The organism is Microvirga mediterraneensis, assembly GCF_013520865.1.
GTDB lineage: Bacteria > Pseudomonadota > Alphaproteobacteria > Rhizobiales > Beijerinckiaceae > Microvirga > Microvirga mediterraneensis.
Genome location: NZ_JACDXJ010000001.1, coordinates 1,728,908 through 1,747,143, shown reverse-complemented (window position 1 = coordinate 1,747,143; position 18,236 = coordinate 1,728,908). Strand labels below are relative to the sequence as shown.

The 18,236-nt window shown below is 63.2% G+C and carries 17 protein-coding genes and 1 tRNA gene; 9 read left to right on the top strand and 9 right to left on the bottom strand.

Features of this window, described 5'->3' with window-relative positions; genetic code table 11:
• The first annotated feature begins 12 nt into the window (after window positions 1–12).
• The 5 genes from hemA to H0S73_RS08170 all read left to right on the top strand — a co-directional run bounded on the left by hemA (window position 13) and on the right by H0S73_RS08170 (window position 4,268).
• Window positions 13–1,239, top strand: coding sequence for a 5-aminolevulinate synthase (gene hemA, locus H0S73_RS08190; protein ID WP_181051688.1), 1,227 nt, complete (start codon window positions 13–15; stop codon window positions 1,237–1,239).
• Window positions 1,240–1,303: 64 nt separating this feature from the next.
• A tRNA-Thr gene (locus H0S73_RS08185) sits at window positions 1,304–1,378 on the top strand.
• A 215-nt stretch (window positions 1,379–1,593) separates the two neighbouring features.
• A complete protein-coding gene (locus H0S73_RS08180; protein WP_181051687.1) occupies window positions 1,594–1,878 on the top strand; it encodes a hypothetical protein in 285 nt (94 codons plus the stop codon).
• Between the two features lie 525 nt (window positions 1,879–2,403).
• A complete protein-coding gene (locus tag H0S73_RS26070) occupies window positions 2,404–3,846 on the top strand; it encodes a M10 family metallopeptidase (RefSeq protein WP_181051686.1) in 1,443 nt (480 codons plus the stop codon).
• Window positions 3,847–3,956: 110 nt separating this feature from the next.
• A complete protein-coding gene (locus tag H0S73_RS08170) occupies window positions 3,957–4,268 on the top strand; it encodes a hypothetical protein (RefSeq protein WP_181051685.1) in 312 nt (103 codons plus the stop codon).
• Window positions 4,269–4,498: 230 nt separating this feature from the next.
• Here H0S73_RS08170 and H0S73_RS08165 read toward each other — a convergent pair whose 3' ends face one another.
• The 8 genes from H0S73_RS08165 to H0S73_RS08130 all read right to left on the bottom strand — a co-directional run bounded on the left by H0S73_RS08165 (window position 4,499) and on the right by H0S73_RS08130 (window position 11,795).
• Window positions 4,499–5,785, bottom strand: a complete 1,287-nt coding sequence (locus tag H0S73_RS08165; protein ID WP_181051684.1) for an NAD(P)/FAD-dependent oxidoreductase — start codon at window positions 5,783–5,785, stop codon at window positions 4,499–4,501.
• Between the two features lie 9 nt (window positions 5,786–5,794).
• Entirely contained in the window at window positions 5,795–6,292 is a 498-nt protein-coding gene (locus H0S73_RS08160) for a GAF domain-containing protein (protein WP_181051683.1), read from the bottom strand.
• 42 nt (window positions 6,293–6,334) lie between these two features.
• Entirely contained in the window at window positions 6,335–8,146 is a 1,812-nt protein-coding gene (locus H0S73_RS08155; RefSeq protein ID WP_181051682.1) for an ABC transporter ATP-binding protein, read from the bottom strand.
• Between the two features lie 302 nt (window positions 8,147–8,448).
• Window positions 8,449–8,991: an MOSC domain-containing protein gene (locus H0S73_RS08150; protein ID WP_181051681.1), complete on the bottom strand. Its 543-nt coding sequence runs from the start codon at window positions 8,989–8,991 to the stop codon at window positions 8,449–8,451.
• A 29-nt stretch (window positions 8,992–9,020) separates the two neighbouring features.
• Complete coding sequence (locus H0S73_RS08145; RefSeq protein ID WP_181051680.1) at window positions 9,021–9,470, bottom strand: DUF488 domain-containing protein; 450 nt, start codon at window positions 9,468–9,470, stop codon at window positions 9,021–9,023.
• Between the two features lie 9 nt (window positions 9,471–9,479).
• On the bottom strand, window positions 9,480–10,055 hold the full coding sequence (locus tag H0S73_RS08140) for a cyclase dehydrase (protein WP_181051679.1): 576 nt from the start codon (window positions 10,053–10,055) through the stop codon (window positions 9,480–9,482).
• A gap of 11 nt (window positions 10,056–10,066) precedes the next feature.
• A complete protein-coding gene (locus tag H0S73_RS08135) occupies window positions 10,067–11,239 on the bottom strand; it encodes a zinc-dependent alcohol dehydrogenase (RefSeq protein ID WP_181051678.1) in 1,173 nt (390 codons plus the stop codon).
• A 112-nt stretch (window positions 11,240–11,351) separates the two neighbouring features.
• On the bottom strand, window positions 11,352–11,795 hold the full coding sequence (locus tag H0S73_RS08130) for an NUDIX hydrolase (protein ID WP_181051677.1): 444 nt from the start codon (window positions 11,793–11,795) through the stop codon (window positions 11,352–11,354).
• Between the two features lie 193 nt (window positions 11,796–11,988).
• Here H0S73_RS08130 and H0S73_RS08125 point away from each other — a divergent pair, with 193 nt between their 5' ends.
• The 4 genes from H0S73_RS08125 (at window position 11,989) to H0S73_RS08110 (ending at window position 17,363) form a co-directional block, all read left to right on the top strand.
• Window positions 11,989–12,783 carry an inositol monophosphatase family protein gene (locus H0S73_RS08125; protein ID WP_181051676.1) on the top strand — a complete coding sequence of 265 codons (795 nt, stop codon included), beginning with the start codon at window positions 11,989–11,991 and terminating at the stop codon, window positions 12,781–12,783.
• Window positions 12,784–12,902: 119 nt separating this feature from the next.
• A complete protein-coding gene (locus H0S73_RS08120) occupies window positions 12,903–13,949 on the top strand; it encodes an ABC transporter substrate-binding protein (protein WP_181051675.1) in 1,047 nt (348 codons plus the stop codon).
• Between the two features lie 112 nt (window positions 13,950–14,061).
• On the top strand, window positions 14,062–16,251 hold the full coding sequence (locus H0S73_RS08115; protein ID WP_181051674.1) for an ABC transporter permease: 2,190 nt from the start codon (window positions 14,062–14,064) through the stop codon (window positions 16,249–16,251).
• A 5-nt stretch (window positions 16,252–16,256) separates the two neighbouring features.
• On the top strand, window positions 16,257–17,363 hold the full coding sequence (locus tag H0S73_RS08110; protein WP_181054278.1) for an ABC transporter ATP-binding protein: 1,107 nt from the start codon (window positions 16,257–16,259) through the stop codon (window positions 17,361–17,363).
• Between the two features lie 5 nt (window positions 17,364–17,368).
• On the opposite strand, the gene H0S73_RS08105 is transcribed toward H0S73_RS08110, so the two are convergent.
• On the bottom strand, window positions 17,369–18,136 hold the full coding sequence (locus H0S73_RS08105) for a potassium channel family protein (RefSeq protein WP_181051673.1): 768 nt from the start codon (window positions 18,134–18,136) through the stop codon (window positions 17,369–17,371).
• Between the last annotated feature and the right edge of the window lie 100 nt (window positions 18,137–18,236).

Here is an 18,236-nt window from a genome sequence, read left to right as displayed (position 1 = left end):
CCCGGTGAGATGATGGATTATCAGAACTTCTTCACGTCAGCCCTCGATCGCCTTCAGGCCGAGCGGCGCTATCGCGTTTTTGCCGATATCGAGCGGCTGGCCGGCCGTTATCCCCAGGCGATCTGGCACGCGCCGGAAGGCCCCCGCCCCATCACCGTCTGGTGCTCAAACGACTATCTCGGCATGGGCCAGAACCGGGACGTGACCCGCGCCATGGTCGAGGCTGCCTGGCGGTTGGGAACCGGCGCCGGCGGCACCCGCAACATCTCCGGCAACAGCAACCCCATCGTGGCGCTCGAGGCCGAACTCGCCGACCTGCACGGCAAGGAGGCGGCCCTCGTCTTCACCTCGGGCTATGTCTCGAACCAGACCGGCATCTCCACGCTCGCCAAGCTGATCCCGAACTGCCTGATCCTTTCGGACGCGCTCAACCACAATTCGATGATCGAGGGCGTGCGCCAGTCGGGCTGCGACAAGGCGATCTTCCGCCACAACGACCTCGACCACCTGGAAGAGCTGCTCCGGGCGGCGGGCGACCGGCCCAAGCTGATCGTGTTCGAGAGCGTCTATTCCATGGACGGCGACATCTCCCCGATCCATGCCATCTGCGACCTCGCCGAGCGCTACGGTGCCATGACCTATATCGACGAGGTCCATGCGGTCGGCATGTACGGCCCGCGCGGCGCCGGCATCGCCGAGCGCGAAGGCGCCATGCACCGGATCGACGTGATCGAGGGTACCTTGGGCAAGGCTTTCGGCGTCATGGGCGGGTATCTGACCGGCACGAAGGCCGTGATGGATGCGATCCGCAGCTTCGCACCGGGCTTCATCTTCACCACCGCCCTGCCCCCGGCGGTCGCCGCGGCGGCCACGGCCTCGATCCGGCACCTCAAGGCATCGTCCGCCGAACGCCAGCAGCAGCAGCGCCAAGTGGCCCGCACGAAGGCGGTCCTGAGCGGCGTCGGCCTGCCCGTCCTCGACACCGTCACGCATATCGTGCCGGTGATGGTGGGCGACGCGGAGGCCTGCAAGGCGGCCTCCGACCGGCTTCTGGACAAGCACGGCATCTACATCCAGCCGATCAACTACCCGACCGTGCCGCGCGGCACCGAGCGGCTGCGCATCACGCCGGGGCCGTTCCACTCGAACGCCCATATCGACGCCCTGGCGGCCGCTCTCGTGGAAGTCTGGACGGCGCTTCGGCTCCCGCTCGAGCCAAAAATCCAGGCCGCCGAATAAAGATCATTTTCAAGCTTGCAAGGAGGGCTGCCCTGTGGCAGTAAGCGGCCCTCCCCGTTGGCGCGCTGCCGTAGCTCAGTGGTAGAGCACTCCCTTGGTAAGGGAGAGGTCGAGAGTTCGATCCTCTCTGGCAGCACCAGCCAAACGCCCGACACATAGCGGTTCGAATCCCGCTTCGGGCAGCGTCCCGGCAATGCTCGGACGCAACCTTCTTTGCATCCAAAACCTGTCCGAAAGTGCAGTTTCCTTCAGGCTGCAGCTTTGCAATACTTGTGCCTATGGAACATCTGCCTCTCGGGGCAGGCATTCCGGTCAAAATGACCGGGGGAAAACCTCCGGCATATGGGGGACCTCATGAAGAACATGGCCAGCGCGCCCGAGATCGCGGATCCGTATGCGACGCTCGAGAAAATCCTGAAGGTAATCGGCAGAACGTGGCTGAGCGAGGAATGGCGCCTCGAAGACATTCGCCTTCTGGCCCAGGAAGCCATCGCATCCCGCGGAAAGATCGTATCACGCGGAAAAAGGGCGAATGGGAAAGGGGCCGCAGGTGCAACCCCGGCTCTCAAGCCGCAGCTTCATTTCAAGCAGGACCTCCCGCTCTCGCCTCCGAAGCGAGGCGAGCGCCACCCGTCCTAATACGCGTCGGACCCTTTTCGGGATCGAATCCGATGCTCCTTCTTTTGGCTGGTGCATCGTTCGGTGCGGACCCAGAGGGTCACGCCGGCGAAAACCGAATCCGCTTTTCCTCACGTTCCGCTAGAGCACGAAATTCGACATTGATTTAGCGTTCGATGCTGGAGCGCAAAGCCGCGACGCGATCCAATGCTCACGCGCGGAGCACACGGGACGCCCTCATGCGGCATGTTGTCGGGCAGGCTGAATTCCCCGATAGATCCCCTTTTAGTCCTATCACAAATCGTTTAGAGGCTCCGGCGCGAGAGCTCACGAGTTCAATTCAAGTAAAAGCGCCTACCGAACACCGGATCCATTAAAGTTTATCGTTCTATTATAACACTAAAATGGATAGCTCGATAAATTCGTAAGCTTAAGCTTTTCGAAAGCGGTGAATTTTACTCTCTGATCGCAAAGCTGCCTGCCGTTTGCAGGCGACAGCTCGCACGAACCTTCGCCGTATCAACATCTCTATTCGATTGAAGAACCATGCCTGCTGTCGAGACATACTCCTCCACGGGAAACGCCTATATCGACGCCGTTCTAGGCAACGTCAGATGGGTGCCGAGCAATCTGACCTACAGCTTTCCTACTGCAGCCGCTTCGTATGGCTCATCCTACGGAGACGGTGAGGCGGCGAAGGGATTCGGCGCGTTCAACGGGACGCAGCAGGCCATCGCACGCACGGCGCTGAACCTCTACTCCGCCGTCAGCAACCTGACATTCCTGGAATTGGGCGGAACGAGCGGCCCGTCGGCCGATCTCCGTTTTGCGCAATCGGATCTGCCCAATACGGCATGGGCCTACTTTCCGAGCACGAACGCGACCGGCGGCGACGTCTGGGTCAACAATTCAAGCCTCAGCTATGCGCGCCCGATGAAGGGCAACTACGCCTATTTCACCATCGTGCATGAGATCGGCCATGCCCTTGGGCTTGAGCACTCCCATGAGAACGGCATGCCGGTCGATCGGGACAGCATGGAATATACCGTGATGAGCTACCGCTCCTATGAGGGCGCCTCAGTCAGTACGGGCTATGCCAACGAGACCTGGGGTTACGCCCAGTCGCTCATGATGTACGACATCGCGGCCATCCAGCACATCTACGGCGCGAACTACACGACCAACAGCGGCAACACGACCTATACCTGGAGTCCGACGACCGGCGAGATGTTCATCAACGGTGTCGGCCAGGGCGCTCCCGGCGGCAATCAGATCCTGCTGACCGTCTGGGATGGCGGCGGCGTCGATACCTACAGCTTCACCGCCTACACCACATCTCTCACGATCGACCTGCAACCGGGGGCCTGGACGATCACGTCTCAGGAGCAGCGAGCCAAGTTGAACTGGGACGGCTCCAAGCTCGCCGTCGGCAGCATCGCCAACGCCCTTCTCTATCAAGGCAACACGGCTTCCCTTATCGAAAACGCATCCGGCGGCACCGCGGCCGATGTGATCAAAGGCAATGCGGCCGGCAACGCGCTTCGGGGCAATGGCGGCAATGACAAGCTTTACGGCTTGAATGGCAACGACGCGCTGTTCGGTGGAAGCGGCAATGACAGGCTTGAGGGTGGCGCAGGGAGCGACAAGCTTTATGGCCAGGGCGGCAAGGATGTGCTCATCGGTGGCGGCGGGGCGGATGCGTTCGTCTTTCAGGCCCTGAGCGATTCCCGCGGATCGTCGTTCGATACGATTCAGGATTTCCGGCGCGGATCGGATCACATCGATCTGCGCAGCATCGATGCCAACACGAAGGTCGCGGGCAATCAGGCCTTCACCTTCATCGGAAAGTCGGCATTCCACGGCAAGGCCGGGGAGCTGCGCTTTGCCGATGGAATCCTATCGGCCGACGTGAACGGCGACACGATCGTCGACTTCAAAGTCAAGATCGCGGGCCTCTCTTCCCTGTCGAAGGGTGACTTCTATCTGTAATCAGGTTTTTGTGACCGGCCCCGCCGTGGAGCCGGGTTGCGTTCCGATACGCAAAGATGCGAGGAGAGACCGCATCGCCCGCTGAACAGATTAGACTTTGGGAGCCGTGAGTGAAAGCATCCGTCGCCGCCTGCCTCGCCCTGTTTGTCGGATCGGTCGTTCCGGCTGTTGCCATCGCGGCCGACAGCGAGAGGCCTCTGCCCGAGACGGATCTCGCGGCCCCCTTTCACACGAACGAGCGCACCTATTTCCGTGAGCATCGGCTGCGCGCCTACGAGCGCACCCGGGCGGGAACCAGCCAGGGCGCCACCTGCGTGACGCCGAAGGGCGTGTGCTGGATCGCGGAGCCTCTTTCCAATGGCAACGACTGCTCCTGTGAGAGCCGGCGCCTCGGCACCATCCACGGCCTGATCGGCGGCTGACCGAAAATTATGTGTTAACCATCTGGACAGCACGCGAGCTTAGGCATTATCCAAAGCGCAAGACCTTCCGACTTGAAAGGAAGCGCGATGGAAGAAACGGAAAAACGCCACCCGGCCAATGATGCCTTGGCCTATCTCATGAACGTGATCGCCCTCGCGTTCAGCGTCAGCTGTCTTTGGGTCGTCGCATCCGCCGCGAAAATGTAATTGAGTATCGATTTCAGGTTTTTTCAGCGAGCGCGAAATTCCTTGACCGCATCAGCGGCCTGATAACTCCAGTAGGTAAGCTGAACCGCGGCGCGACCGAAGATGCCGCCATTCCATGCCAAATCGAAGGGCGCAAAGAGACGATAGCGGTCGCTTTCGCCCGTAATGCCTTCCGCAATGACCGTACCGCCGATCGCGGTGGTGTTCATGCCGTGGCCGCCGAAGGCCGTGCAGTACCAGACACCCGGCTTCCACTGGCCGATCTGCGGCATCAGGTGCCTGGCGTAAGCCATGAGGCCCGACCAGGCGATCTCCACCTGCAAATCCGACAGCTGCGGATAGGTCGTCACCATCTCGCGCCGGAGGAGAGCCGCAATGTCGCGCGGATCGGTCGTGCGCGTCGTGATGCGCCCGCCCCAGAGGATGCGGCTTCCGCCATCGACGAGCCGGTAATAATCTCCTGCCCGGCGATCATCGAGAATGGCCGCCCGGGTCCGGATGGCGCCCTGCACCAAGTCCGGTGCCTGTTCGGTCAGCAGAACGTAGGTGGCAATCGGCAGGAAGGCGCGCTTCAGCGCAGGCAGCACGCCGCCGGTATAGCCGCCCGTTGTGAACACGACGTGCTCGGCCGTGATCTCGGCACTGTTCGTGCGGACGATCTTGCGAGCGCCGTCGAGATCTGCGGTCACCACCGGCGAGTGCTCATGAATCGCGGCGCCCAGCCGTGACGCCTCGCGGGCCAGCGCACGTGCGTAATTCAATGGATGGAAGTGGAAGGCACCTTCGTCGAGGACCGCCTCGTGATACTTGGGAGAGACGAAAAGCTCCCTCACCTCATCCCGGGGCAAGTAGCGAAGTCGCAGTCCGAATTCGCGCTGCTGACGTTCGCTTGCCAGTTTGAGAGCTCCGCGAGAATCGTAGCGCAGCGCCTTCGCAATGCCGGGGACCGGATGAGCATCGCGAATTCCGAGCCCATCGATCGTGTTGCGGACGATCTCCACCCCCTCCATGGAGAGGCGGAACAGCTCCCGCGCCTGATCGGGCCCAACCCGGCGTTCGATGGCGACGACGCCCGTGGCATAGCCGGCGGAGACAAAGCCGCCGTTGCGGCCCGATGCTCCCCAGGCCACGCGCTGCGCTTCGAGCAGCACGACCTTGCGCCCGATGCGCGCCAACTTCAATGCCGCCGTCAGACCTGCGAGTCCGCCGCCGACGATACAGACATCCGCCTCGGTGTGTCCCACCGCCGGCGCATAGCGTTCCGTCGTGGCGTTGCGGCTGTAATAGGTTTCGATATAGGCGGGCTGCATGGCTGTCCGTTAATGCGACAGTTCGGAAGCCGCGAGATAGATCTGCACGAGCGTCTCGCAGCCTTCGCGATCCTCCTCGTCGAACCTGTTCGGGCTGGGGCTGTCGAGATCAAGCACGCCGAGGACGCGGCCATCCTTGACGAGAGGCACGACAAGTTCGGACCGGGAGGCGCTGTCGCAGGCGATGTGGCCAGGGAATGCATGGACGTCCGGCACCACGATGGATTCCTTGCGCTCCACGGCCGTGCCGCACACGCCGCGCCCGACCGCGATGCGCACGCAGGCCGTCTTGCCCTGGAAGGGACCGAGAACGAGTTCTGGTCCACGCATGAAATAGAACCCGGCCCAGTTCAGATCCGGCAGGAACTGGTAGATCAGGGCCGACATGTTGGCCGCATTCGCGATCGCATCCGGCTCGCCCTCCAGAAGTCCGGTGAGCTGCTGGGCAAGCGAGGCGTAGAAGTCCCGCTTGTTGGCGGAGAGAGGGATGTCTTTGACTTCGAACATGGGATTTTCCTTAAGTTTCCCAAAGGGTCTTGTCCAGATGCCCTACTCGGCGGCCATGTCGGACCGGGGCGCCTTGGCGAGATCCAGCCCCTGATGGTCGCAAAGGCGGCGGTAGAGGCCTCCCTTGCGATAGAGCGTGAGATGATCGCCCTCCTCCACCATCCGTCCCCTGTCGAAGACGAGGATGCGATCGAGGGCGCGCACGGTGGACAGACGGTGCGCGATCACGATGGAGGTACGCCCCACCATGAGCCGCTCCATCGCCTGCTGGATCAGAACCTCCGATTCCGAGTCGAGCGCGGAGGTCGCCTCGTCCAGGATCAGGATCGGAGCGTCGGCCAGGAAGGCGCGCGCGATGGCAACCCGCTGACGCTCGCCACCCGAAAGCTTCACGCCGCGCTCACCCACGAGGGTCGAATACCCCTTGGGCAGGTTCACGATGAAGTCGTGCGCGTTGGCGAGCCGCGCCGCGCGCTCGATCTCCGCCATGGAGGCACCGGGCCGCCCATAGGCGATGTTCTCGGCCAGCGTGCGATGGAACAGGATCGGCTCCTGCTGCACGATGGCGATCTGTGCGCGCAGGGACGCCTGCTCGCTTTGCGCGATGTTCTGACCGTCGATCAGGATCTTTCCGCCCGTCACGTCGTAGAGGCGCTGGATGAGCTTGACGAGGGTCGTCTTGCCCGAACCCGACGGGCCGACAAGGCCGACGCGCTCGCCCGCCCGGATCGTCACCGACAGGTCCCGGTAGAGCGGCGTATCGTGTCCCGCATAGTGGAACGTGACGCGATCGAACGCGACCTCGCCGCGCGAGATGCGGATGGGCTTCGCATCGGGGCGGTCCGGAACGCCGACACGCTCCCGGTGGATCTCGACGAGTTCCTCCATGTCGTTCACGGAACGGCGTAAGTTGTTGATGTGCATGCCCACGTCGCGCAGGTAGCCATGGATCACGAAATAGGTCGTGAGCACATAGGCAAGATCGCCCGGCGTCGCACGGTTGTTCCACCACAGCCAGATCGCCGTGCCGATGATGGCCGCGCGGATGCCGAGCAGCGCGATGAACTGCACCGTGCCGCTGTTGGTGCCGCGCTGCCAGAGACGGCTCGTGCGGCTCTGCCACTTGCGCAGAACCCAGGTGAGGCGCTGGTCCTCGCGGATTTCGGCCCCGAAGGCCTTCACGACGGGATTGCAGCTCAAGGCATCGGCCAGGGTGCCGCCGACGCGCGTATCCCAGGCATTCGCCAGCCGCGCGGCGGGCGCGACGTAGCGCGTCGCCAGGAAGCCCGTCATGACGATGTAGGAAAGAGCGCTTACCCCGATGACGACGCCCATCACCGGCCAGCGCAGGCCCAGCACGATCATCGAGCCGGCGAGCACCGTGAGCGAGGGCAGCAGCGCCAGGAGAAGCGTGTCGTGCATCAGGTCGAGCGCCCACATGCCGCGCGTGATCTTGCGCACCGTGGAACCGGCGAAGGAATTGGCGTGCCAGTCGGTCGAGAAACGCTGCACGCGTGCGAACGCATCCTGCGCCACGCGTCCCATCACGCGCAGCGTCAGCTCCACGATGCCGTAGAACGCCAGATGCCGCATGACGATCATGAGCAGGCCGAGGCCCGTCATAAAGGCGAACGCGACCAGCGCCGCATGAAGGGCGGCGTCACGGTCGTTGCCGCCCATGGAGATGGCATCGACAAGCCGTCCTGCGAAGACGGGCATGAACACATCGGCCAGGGTCGAAACCATCATGGTTACGACGATCAGCGCCACATAGCGCGGTTCTTCGCGCCAGTGCCGGAACGTGAATCTCAGGACATCGCGGGTGGCGTCCCCGCTCTTCTTCTGCTGTTTCATGGAAGCGAACAGGCGGCGCTCCGAGCGCGCACCTCTCCCCGTATTTTCAAGGAGCGACAGACGGAACGCCCGCTTATGGCGCCCGAGATCGCTCGAAGATCATAAATTGTGAAGGCTTGATAAGGTTTGCCGGGCCTTGGAGCCCCGCACGGTCCAACCTAAAGTTTGGACGCGGGAGGAGCGTTCAGCAAGCGGATAGAAGCCATGCAGTCCTCCCTCTCTAGAAATTAAACCTATGCACAAACGTAGTGCAGTTCGTTCAACTTGGCAACCGCGGTTTTGTTTCAGCGCAATCGAAGCCTTCAGACGACCTCGAGCGGCCGATGCGGTGTGGGCGGCAATTCGACCTGAACGGCGTCGCCCGGCCTCACCTCTCCGCCTTCCAGGACAATCGCCATGATGCCGGACTTGCGGATGAGGTTTCCGTGCTCGTCCTTGCCGAGCACGGCCTTCATGAGGCCCTTCTGGAAACGATCGATCTGGACGCAAGGATTGCGCAGCCCCGTCACCTCGATCACGGCGCTTGGGCCGATGCGGATTCGCGTGCCCGTCGGCAGGCCCAGCAGGTCGATGCCGCGCGTGGTGACGTTCTCACCCATGTCGCCGGCGGAAACGTCGAAACCGGCCTCGCGCAGCTCATCGTGGAGCTCGGCATGGATCACGTGAACCTGCCGCAGGTTCGGCTGGCCCGGGTCCTTGGCCACCCGCGAGCGATGCTTGACGGTCGTACCGAGATGCGCATCGCCTTCGACGCCGAGACCGGCGAGAAGCCGGATGACGTCCCGGTTGGGTTTGCTGAAGCTGTGACTGGAGCTGCGGCTCACGGCCGTGACGATTGCCTGCATGACTGCCCCCTGCCCTATCTTGTGTAGCCTCAGAGAACGGTCAGATCCACCGTTTCGAAGCCTTTCTCGGCGAGACGCTGCGCCAGAACCCGGCGATGGCAATTGGCAGGGTCGCGCTCGAAGCAGAGGAGGCAGATCGGCTGGGCCTGGGCCAGCGCCTCCAACTCCCGAAAAGCTTCCTGGGCAGGCTCGGTCGCCAGAACCTCATTGCAGTAGATCCGGCGCATCAGGTCACCGTCCCCGGCGCGAGCCGCCTGGCGCCCTTCCTTCGGCGTACCGAGTTTGATGAAATGCTGATAGCCGATGCCCTGGTTTTCCAAGGCATCGCGCAGGGCGGACTTGGAGAAGCCCCGCTTGCGCGAGAGTGCGACGGCCCGCACATCCGCGAGGGTGCCTATGCCCGCATCCTTCAAGGTGGTGAGGAAGCGGTCCACGTCCGCTCCCTCGTATCCGATCGTAAAAACCTGCGGCTTTGCCATGCCGCGAAGTTACATGGACGGCTGTGGATGTCGAGGTGTTTCCGGTTGCGTGTAGGGCCGCAGCGCCTCGGGCGTGCGGAAGTCCCGCGGCACCTCGAAATCGCTGGCAGCGCCGTGGCTCCGTTCGAGACCGCGCGGATAGCCGGTGCGGTCCGAGTAATCCTGCAGCGGCGGCAGCGGATGCGGAGTTTCGCGGCTCAGGGTCTGGGCGCAATAGACATCGAGCGCCGTCACGCCGGCCACGGCCGCCATGGCGATGCCGACATTGCCCTTCTTCGGGTTGTTGCCTTCGAGGGCCGTCGCCAGCGTCGCGAGGTCGAGCCCGTCGCCTGCGACGCGACCCCAGATCCATGGCGTCGGATCCTTCGAGGCGAGAATGCCGATGCCGGTGGCGATCTCGCGGACGCCATAGCCGGCAATCAGCCCCTCCTGGCCTTTCATGCCGAGCGCGCGCGCCAAAGCGCGAGGCGCGGCGATCTCGGCAATGCCGAGTGCGATCGAGAACAGCCCGAGCCCGCGGGCCAGGGTGTCGGTTGCCGTGTCGGCGTGACCACGGCGGCGCGTTCTTTCGGTTTCGTAGCGCATGATCTCACCTATCAGGGCTTGATGACGACCTTGATGCAGCCGTCCTGCTTGTCGCGGAAGACCTTGTACATGTCCGGGCCCTCGTCGAGGGACACGGTATGGGTGATGACGAAGGAGGGATCGATCTGGCCTTCTTCGATGCGGCGCAGGAGATCGTCGGTCCAGCGGTTTACATGGGTCTGGCCCGTGCGGATGGTCAGGCCCTTGTTCATGATGGCTCCGAAGGGAATCTTATCGAGCAAGCCGCCATAGACGCCCGGGACCGACAGCGTGCCGGCGGGACGGCAGACATAGGCCATCTCGCGCAGCACGTGCGGACGATCCGTCTCCATCATGGTTGCCTGCTTCACCCGGTCATACATGGCATCCACGGTGCCGGCGGCATGCGCCTCCATGCCGACCGCATCGATGCATTTCTCGGGCCCCTTGCCGTTGGTGAGTTCGTTGAGGCGCTCGATCACGCTCTCCTCGTCGAAATTGATCGTGGTGGCGCCGCCTGCCTCCGCCATGGCGAGACGCTCGGGAACCCGGTCGATGACGATCACCTGCTTGGCGCCGAGGAGAATGGCGCTGCGGATCGCCATCTGGCCCACCGGCCCCGCGCCCCAGATCGCGACCGTGTCGGTCGGCTGGATGTCGCACTGGACGGCCGCCTGCCATCCCGTGGGGAAGATATCGCTGAGGAAGAGGAGCTTCTCGTCCGGAATGCCGTTCGGCACCTTGATGTGGGTGGTGTCGGCGAAGGGCACCCGCAGGTACTCGGCCTGCCCGCCGGGATAGCCGCCAGTCAGGTGCGTGTAGCCGAAGAGACCCGCCGTCGTGTGGCCGAAGGCCTTGGCGGCGATGTGGCCGTTGCGGTTGGTCCGCTCGCAGACCGAGAAATTGCCGCGCTTGCACTGGTCGCACGCGCCGCAGATGATCGTGAAGGGGATCACCACCCGGTCGCCGACCTTCAGCTTGCCTTTGGTCTCGGAGCCGACCTCGACGACCTCGCCCATGGTCTCGTGGCCCATGATGTCTCCGGACTTCATGCCCGGCATGAAATGGTCGTAGAGATGGAGATCGGAGCCGCAAATGGCGCAGCTCGTCACCTTGATGATCGCGTCGCGGGGATGCTCGATCTGCGGGTCGGGGACAGAATCGCAACGGATATCGGTGGTGCCGTGCCAAACAAGCGCCTTCATTGAAATCTCCTCACATGCCGCAGATGGCCAAGCTCCGCCGCTTGACCGCATTCGTCAGTGGAAAGACTTCTTGGAGGGCTTTGCGTTCCCTGCCGGGCGGCAAAATCTGCCGCTACTCCGCTGCGAGGGGCTGCACATGTTCCGGCAAACTCCGGATGAGTTCGGCCAGGGCGGGCTCCAGGACCTGATGGGCGGCCTCCTCGACTTCAAACCATCGCGCCTGGCGCTGTCCCTTCTCGCGCCACGTCTTGAGCTGCTTCGAGACCTCGAGCGGATAGACGTTGACACGGCACAGATCGAAATGGGCGGCGCGGCGCTTCCAGTAATCGTAGGAGCCAAGAGGCTTGTTCCGGATCTCGCCCTTGACGCCGGCTTCCTCCTCGGCCTCCTGCGCGGCCGCCTTGTGAGGCTTCTTCCCCTTCATCGGCCAACCCTTCGGAATGAGCCAGCGCTTGGTCTCGCGTGACGTGACGAGAAGCACCTCGACCTTGCCGTCCTTGATCCGGAAAGGGAGTGCCGCAACCTGGCTGAGTTCTTCTTTTGGTATCTGAGACATTCGACGAGAGTAGAATTCCTAACGAGATAGTTTGTAACGTAGATGATTTGAGCCGGCTAAGAAAGGATCAATTTGAAAGAGTCGGGACCGCCATCGGCCTTTGGCCCGAACGATTCTCCATTCTCTCAAGGATCCATGACCGCTTCATAACAATGGACATCCCGCATTTGATCCAGAAGGACGCCCCCACGCGATGACGACAGACAGCCTGGACATGAGGTTTGCCGCAGCCTGCGCCATTGCCCGCGAGGCGGGCGTGCTCGCGCGCAAGCGCTTCCTGGAACGGCCGCGCTCGCAGCGACCCGATTTCAAGGGTCCGCAGGACTTCCTGACGGCGACCGATGCGGAGGTCGAGGAGTTGATCCGCAATCGCCTGAGCGAGTTGTTTCCCGGCGATTCCTTCTTCGGCGAGGAAGGCGGCGGCTCCTTCGAGCGCGACGTCTGGGTGGTGGACCCCATCGACGGCACGGCGAATTTCGCCCGCGGGATCCCGCACTTCGCCATTTCCATCGCCTTCGCGCGGGAAGGCCGGGTCGAGATCGGCGTCATTTATGACGTGATGCATGCGGAGCTTTACACGGCCCAACGCGGGCGCGGCGCCATTCTCAATGGGGAGGCGATCCGGGTGAGCGGGCTGGCCCAGATGAATCAGGCTACCGTTGAGGCAGGCTGGTCGTCCCGCCTGCCGCCGGAGCCTTATGTGGCCGTCGTCGACAAACTGAAGAGGGCCGGCGCCAACGTTCGCCGGGCCGGATCGGGAACGCTCGGCCTGGCTTATGTCGCGGACGGTCGCATCGATGCCTATTGCGAGCTCCACATCAATTCCTGGGATGCCCTGGCCGGGCTCCTGATCATCGAGGAAGCGGGCGGCTGGACCAACAACTTCCTGGCCAAGGATGGTCTCAGGAAGGGCAACCCCGTTCTGGCCTGCACACCGGAACTGGCGGATTCACTCATCCAGGCAACGGGAATCGCCAAGGAGCCATGAGAGGCATCTTATTCTAAAGATTCACATTTGGTGCACAGGCTAGGCACTTGACCCGCCGTCCCATTGGGGAGAGCTTAGCCGACCAACCAATAACAAGAATGACATCTTGGGAGGAAAGTATGACTGTGAAGAAAAATCTCGCTGCGGCAACCATGCTGGCAGGCACCATGACGGCCCTGTCCTTCATGTCGGCAGGCGCGGCCCAGGCGCAGGGTGCGCTGGTCATGTATTGCGGCGTGCAGGAAGAATGGTGCCGCGCCATGACGACCGCCTTCGAGCGCGAGACGGGCATCAAGGTTTCCATGACCCGCAAGAGCGCGGGCGAAGTCTATGCCCAGGTCAAGGCGGAAGCCGCCAACCCGCGCGCCGACATCTGGTGGGGCGGCACGGGCGACCCGCACATGCAGGCGGCCGAAGAGGGCATCACCGACGAGTACAAGTCGCCGAAGATGGGTGAGCTTCAGGACTGGGCCGTGCGCCAGTGGGAGCAGTCCAAGGGCCGTACTGTCGGCATCTATTCCGGAGCGCTCGGCTTCGGCTACAACACCGAGCTCGCCCAATCGAAGAAGATCGGCGAGCCGAAATGCTGGGCGGATCTCCTGAAGCCCGAGCTGAAGGACGAAGTGCAGGTCGCGGACCCCAACTCCTCCGGCACCGCCTACACGCTTCTCGCCACCATCGTGCAGATCATGGGCGAGGACAAAGGTTTCGAGTACCTGAAGGCCCTGCACAAGAACGTCAACCAATACACCAAGTCGGGCGCCGCCCCGGCCAAGGCCATGGCGCTCGGAGAGACGACCGCCGGCATCGCCTTCATGCACGATATCGTCACGATGGTCGTCGACAAGGCGCCCGTGAAGGTGGTCGCTCCCTGCGAGGGCACGGGCTACGAGATCGGCTCCATGTCGATCATCAAGGGTGCCAAGAACCTGGACAACGCCAAGAAATTCTACGATTGGGCGCTCACCGCCGATGCGCAGAAGCTCGGCGCGGAAGCCAAGTCCTATCAGGTGCCGTCGAACAAGAACACGCCGATTCCGCCGCAGGCTCCCAAGCTCAACGACATCAAGCTGATCAATTTCGACTTCGCGAAGTACGGCTCCTCGGCCGAGCGCAAGCGCCTCCTGTCCAAGTGGGACAACGAGGTGAAGAACCTGCCGAAATAGTCTGGCGCAAGACAACCGACGGCGAGGAGGCTCTCCGCCTCGCCGTCGCGCATCGATATCCTGATCATATGAGGGCCGGGCAAACACACCGGCCTCGAAGCGAGAACAGAAGATGTCACGGGCAACCCTTGGCTGGATCGTTCTGGGCTGGGTCGGCTTTGCCCTCCTGCCCTGGTACGGCTTCGACCGTAATGCCGTCCACAATCTGGCCGATTATTTCGTCAGCGGCTCGGCTCTGATCCATGGTCTCAAGGGTGCGTGGTGGCTCCTGCCGGTTCTGGCACCCTTGTGCCTGGCCCTGATTCCGGTGATCCGTCCATCGGCGGAAGCCAAGGGCAACTGGCTCATCGCCTCGGGGGTTCTCGGCCTTGCCCTCATCGTCCTCCAGGGCTTCTCTATCGGCCTCAACGGATGGACGGTGGACATCCTCAGGAATCTCTTCGGCGAACCGGGTCCCAGCCAGGCCGGCATGGGCTACGGCGCCGCCCTGACGGCGACCGCCTTCCTCATCATCCTGTGCCATGGACTTGCGGCCCATGGCTGGTGCCGGGGCGATGCGTTCGTCACGTCGTCCATCGGCGTCGTCATCGCCCTGATCATCGTCTTCGTCTTCTTCCCGGTGACGACCATTCTTGCGAGCGCCTTTGCCGACAACGACGGCAATTTCGCCCCTTACGAATTCGTCGCGAAGTTCCTGGATCGCTCGATCTGGGGTCTGGACTGCGTGACGAGCGACCTGCGCTGCGGCGTGGCCTGGAACACGCTGTTTCTCGGGCTGCTCGTAGGCGTCGGCACCACGGCTCTCGGGCTTGCCTTCGCGTTGATCGCAACGCGCACCGATTTTCGGTTCAAGAAGCTCCTGCGCCTGATGAGCGTTCTGCCCATCATCACGCCGCCTTTCGTGATCGGCCTGGCCCTGATCCTGCTCTTCGGCCGTTCGGGGGCCCTCTCCGCCGTGCTGTGGGAATGGTTCGGCGTACCGCGCTCGCGCTGGATCTATGGGCTCCCCGGCGTTTTCATCGCACAGCTCCTCGCCTTCACGCCGATCGCGTTCCTCGTCCTCATCGGCGTGGTGCAGGGCATCAGCCCGACGCTCGAGGAAGCCTCGCAGACCTTGCGAGCAAAGAGCTGGACGACCTTCTGGACCGTGACGCTGCCGCTCATGCGCCCGGGCCTCGCCAACGCCTTCCTTCTCGGTTTCGTGGAAAGCCTCGCCGATTTCGGCAACCCGCTGGTGCTCGGCGGCAATTATGAAGTGCTCTCCACCAAGATCTTCTTCGCCGTCGTCGGCGCGCAACAGGACCAGGGCCGCGCGGCCGTTCTGTCCATCATCCTGCTCGCGTTCACGCTCGGCGCATTCTGGCTCCAGCACGCTTGGCTCGGCAAGAAGGTCTACACGACCGTGACAGGCAAGGGCGACGCCGGCATTCCTCTGCCGCTTCCGCGGCGCGTGGCGCTCGCCTCCTACCTCACGGCCATCCCGTGGGCGGTCTTCACCGTCGCCGTCTATGCGATCATCGTGGTCGGCGCCTTCGTGCGCTCCATGGGCCGCGACTACACGCCGACTTTCGAGCACTTCCTCACCGCCTTCCGGGTAGAGCGCGCCGATTGGGGCTTCTACTTCTCGGGCTCCGCCTGGAACTCCTTCTTCGCCACCGTGAAAGTGGCCGCGCTCTCGGCACCGCTGACGGCCGCCATCGGCCTGCTCACCGCTTATCTCCTCACCCGTCAGCGTTTCTCCGGGCAGCGTGCCTTCGAGTTCGGCACGCTCCTGAGCTTCGCGATTCCCGGGACGGTCGTCGGCGTGTCCTATATCCTGGCCTTCAACGTGCCGCCCATCGAGATTACCGGGACGGGCTTCATCCTCGTGATGTGCTTCGTGTTCCGCAACATGCCGGTCGGCGTGCGCTCAGGCATCGCCACCTTAAGCCAGATCGACAAGAGCCTCGACGAGGCCTCGTTGACCCTGGGAGCCCGCTCGTCGACCACCATGCGCCGCGTGGTGCTGCCGCTGCTGCGGCCGGCCATTGTCGCCTCTCTGGTCTATTCCTTCGTCCGCGCCATGACCGCCGTGAGCGCCGTGATCTTCCTGGTCACCGCCGAGTACAACATGGCGACGACCTACATCGTCGGCCGCGTCGAGGCGGGCGAGTTCGGCCTTGCGATTGCCTATTCCACCGTGCTCATCCTCGTCATGCTGGTTGCCATCGCGGTGATCCAGCTGGCCGTCGGCGAGCGGCGCCTCGGGCGCCGCAGCGCGAGCGCCGCCCCCTCCCCCGTTGCCGTGCAGGCTGTCCCATGAATAAGATGTCCTCCGTCCATTCCCTGTCCCGGCCCGGGGCATCCAAGAAGCAGGCGGCTTCGGTTCAGTTCCGCAACGTGACGAAGCGCTATGGCAACGTCACGGCCGTGGACGACGTCTCCTTCACCATCGAGCCCGGCCAGCTCGTGACCCTCCTCGGCCCGTCCGGCTGCGGCAAGACCACGACCTTGCGCATGATCGCAGGGCTCGAAATGGCGAGCGAGGGCCAGATCCTGATCGGCGGACGCGACGTGACGAACCTCTCCGCCGCGGATCGCGATGTGAGCATGGTGTTCCAGTCCTACGCCCTCTTCCCGCACATGTCGGTGCTGGAGAACGTCGCCTATGGACCATCCGTGCAGGGCGCGTCGAAGAAGGACGCCTACGAGATGGCCATGGAAAAGCTGTCCCTGATCGGCCTCAAGGGACTGGAGAAGCGCGCGCCGTCCGAGCTTTCCGGCGGGCAGCAGCAGCGCGTGGCCGTGGCCCGCGCTCTCGTGCTGGAACCGCAGGTTCTCCTGTTCGACGAGCCCCTGTCGAATCTCGACGCGAAGCTGCGCCGCCGCGTGCGGGAGGACATCCGCGAGCTCCAGCAGAGCCTCAACCTCACCGTGGCCTACGTGACGCACGATCAGGAGGAGGCGCTCGCCGTCTCCGACCACATCATCGTGATGTCGAATGCCCGCATTGCCCAGACCGGTACACCGCGCGAACTCTACGAGGAGCCGGCGGACCTGTTCGTGGCCGATTTCATCGGCGACGCCAACATCATCTCCGGCGATCTCGTGAGCGTGTCCGGGCCGACGGCCCAGGTGAAGATCGGCAATGTGAGCCTCCTGCTCCCGCACAGGAATGCCGGCCACGGCACCGTCAAGCTCGCCGTGCGGCCCGATGCCATTTTCCTCGACGAGAATGCAGCCGCGCCCGGCGCGCTGGCCGGAACGGTACGGAAAGCCTCCTATCTCGGCACCCAGGTGGAGTACGAGGTGGATAGCGCCATCGGAGAGCTGTTCGTGGTTCAATACGGCCGCAAGGAACCGATTGCTCCGGGCACTCCGGTATCTATTTCATTCGCCGAGCAGCGCGGCGTCGCCATCGTTCCGAACGCATAAGGCGCTCAGACGGCCCCTTCGTCCGGAATGTTGAGGATCGTGCCGCAGGCCTTGCAGTGAACGGCATCCCTGTCGTGCCGCTGCAAGGCGCAGACGGGACACGGAAAGCGCACCTTGTCGGGACGCAGCAGGACCTGCACGAGGCGCAGGAAAAGCGTGACGCCGCAGATCATGATGACCACGGAGATCAGGTGCCCCAGCGTCCCCGTCAGCGTGATGTCGCCGAAGCCGGTGGTGGTCAGCGCCGCGATGGTGAAATACAGCGCATCGATGTAGTTGCCGATTTTCGTGTTCGTCCAGCGCTGCGTCTCGTAGACGAAGCCGGTCATGATGAAGATGAAGACGCCGAGATTGACGGCCGCGATGATTAAGTCCTCATTACGCCGGAAGAAGATGCTGTCGGACCGCAGGCGGGCGAGCAGCTGATAGGTTCTCAGCAGGCGGAGCGTGCGCAGGATCCGCAGGAACCCGATGCCCTCCCCGACGACCGGAGCGAGGAAGGACACGATTGCCGCAACGTCCGCCAACGTCGTCGGATGGGCTAGGTCCCGCCAGGGCGTCCGGCTGATGGCGAGGCGGGCCGAGAAATCGGCCAGGACGATCAGGCCAATGATCACGTCCATCCACTCGAAGGCGGGAGAGCGGGGCAGGAACGACGTCAGAATAATGAAGAGGATCGTGGCCGCATCGAATACTAGTAGACCGTAGCGGAACTGATGCGCCTCCGGCGTGTCGCCCTCATAGAGGAGCCGGAATCTGTCGATCACCCGCATCGGACCATCTCGTCGATGAAGCGGAAAAGGATGCGAACCATCGGTGGAATCACGCTTTATACGGTTTCACGGGTCCTCGAATATCTATAGAGCTGGGCCG

Bases quoted from the DNA above. Each gene is read 5' to 3' on its own strand.
- hemA (WP_181051688.1), top strand. From the start codon at position 13: ATGGATTATCAGAACTTCTTCACGTCAGCCCTCGATCGCCTTCAGGCC.
- H0S73_RS08180 (WP_181051687.1), top strand. From the start codon at position 1,594: ATGAAGAACATGGCCAGCGCGCCCGAGATCGCGGATCCGTATGCGACG.
- H0S73_RS26070 (WP_181051686.1), top strand. From the start codon at position 2,404: ATGCCTGCTGTCGAGACATACTCCTCCACGGGAAACGCCTATATCGAC.
- H0S73_RS08165 (WP_181051684.1), bottom strand. From the start codon at position 5,785: ATGCAGCCCGCCTATATCGAAACCTATTACAGCCGCAACGCCACGACG.
- H0S73_RS08160 (WP_181051683.1), bottom strand. From the start codon at position 6,292: ATGTTCGAAGTCAAAGACATCCCTCTCTCCGCCAACAAGCGGGACTTC.
- H0S73_RS08155 (WP_181051682.1), bottom strand. From the start codon at position 8,146: ATGAAACAGCAGAAGAAGAGCGGGGACGCCACCCGCGATGTCCTGAGA.
- H0S73_RS08150 (WP_181051681.1), bottom strand. From the start codon at position 8,991: ATGCAGGCAATCGTCACGGCCGTGAGCCGCAGCTCCAGTCACAGCTTC.
- H0S73_RS08145 (WP_181051680.1), bottom strand. From the start codon at position 9,470: ATGGCAAAGCCGCAGGTTTTTACGATCGGATACGAGGGAGCGGACGTG.
- H0S73_RS08140 (WP_181051679.1), bottom strand. From the start codon at position 10,055: ATGCGCTACGAAACCGAAAGAACGCGCCGCCGTGGTCACGCCGACACG.
- H0S73_RS08135 (WP_181051678.1), bottom strand. From the start codon at position 11,239: ATGAAGGCGCTTGTTTGGCACGGCACCACCGATATCCGTTGCGATTCT.
- H0S73_RS08130 (WP_181051677.1), bottom strand. From the start codon at position 11,795: ATGTCTCAGATACCAAAAGAAGAACTCAGCCAGGTTGCGGCACTCCCT.
- H0S73_RS08125 (WP_181051676.1), top strand. From the start codon at position 11,989: ATGACGACAGACAGCCTGGACATGAGGTTTGCCGCAGCCTGCGCCATT.
- H0S73_RS08120 (WP_181051675.1), top strand. From the start codon at position 12,903: ATGACTGTGAAGAAAAATCTCGCTGCGGCAACCATGCTGGCAGGCACC.
- H0S73_RS08115 (WP_181051674.1), top strand. From the start codon at position 14,062: ATGTCACGGGCAACCCTTGGCTGGATCGTTCTGGGCTGGGTCGGCTTT.
- H0S73_RS08110 (WP_181054278.1), top strand. From the start codon at position 16,257: ATGTCCTCCGTCCATTCCCTGTCCCGGCCCGGGGCATCCAAGAAGCAG.
- H0S73_RS08105 (WP_181051673.1), bottom strand. From the start codon at position 18,136: ATGCGGGTGATCGACAGATTCCGGCTCCTCTATGAGGGCGACACGCCG.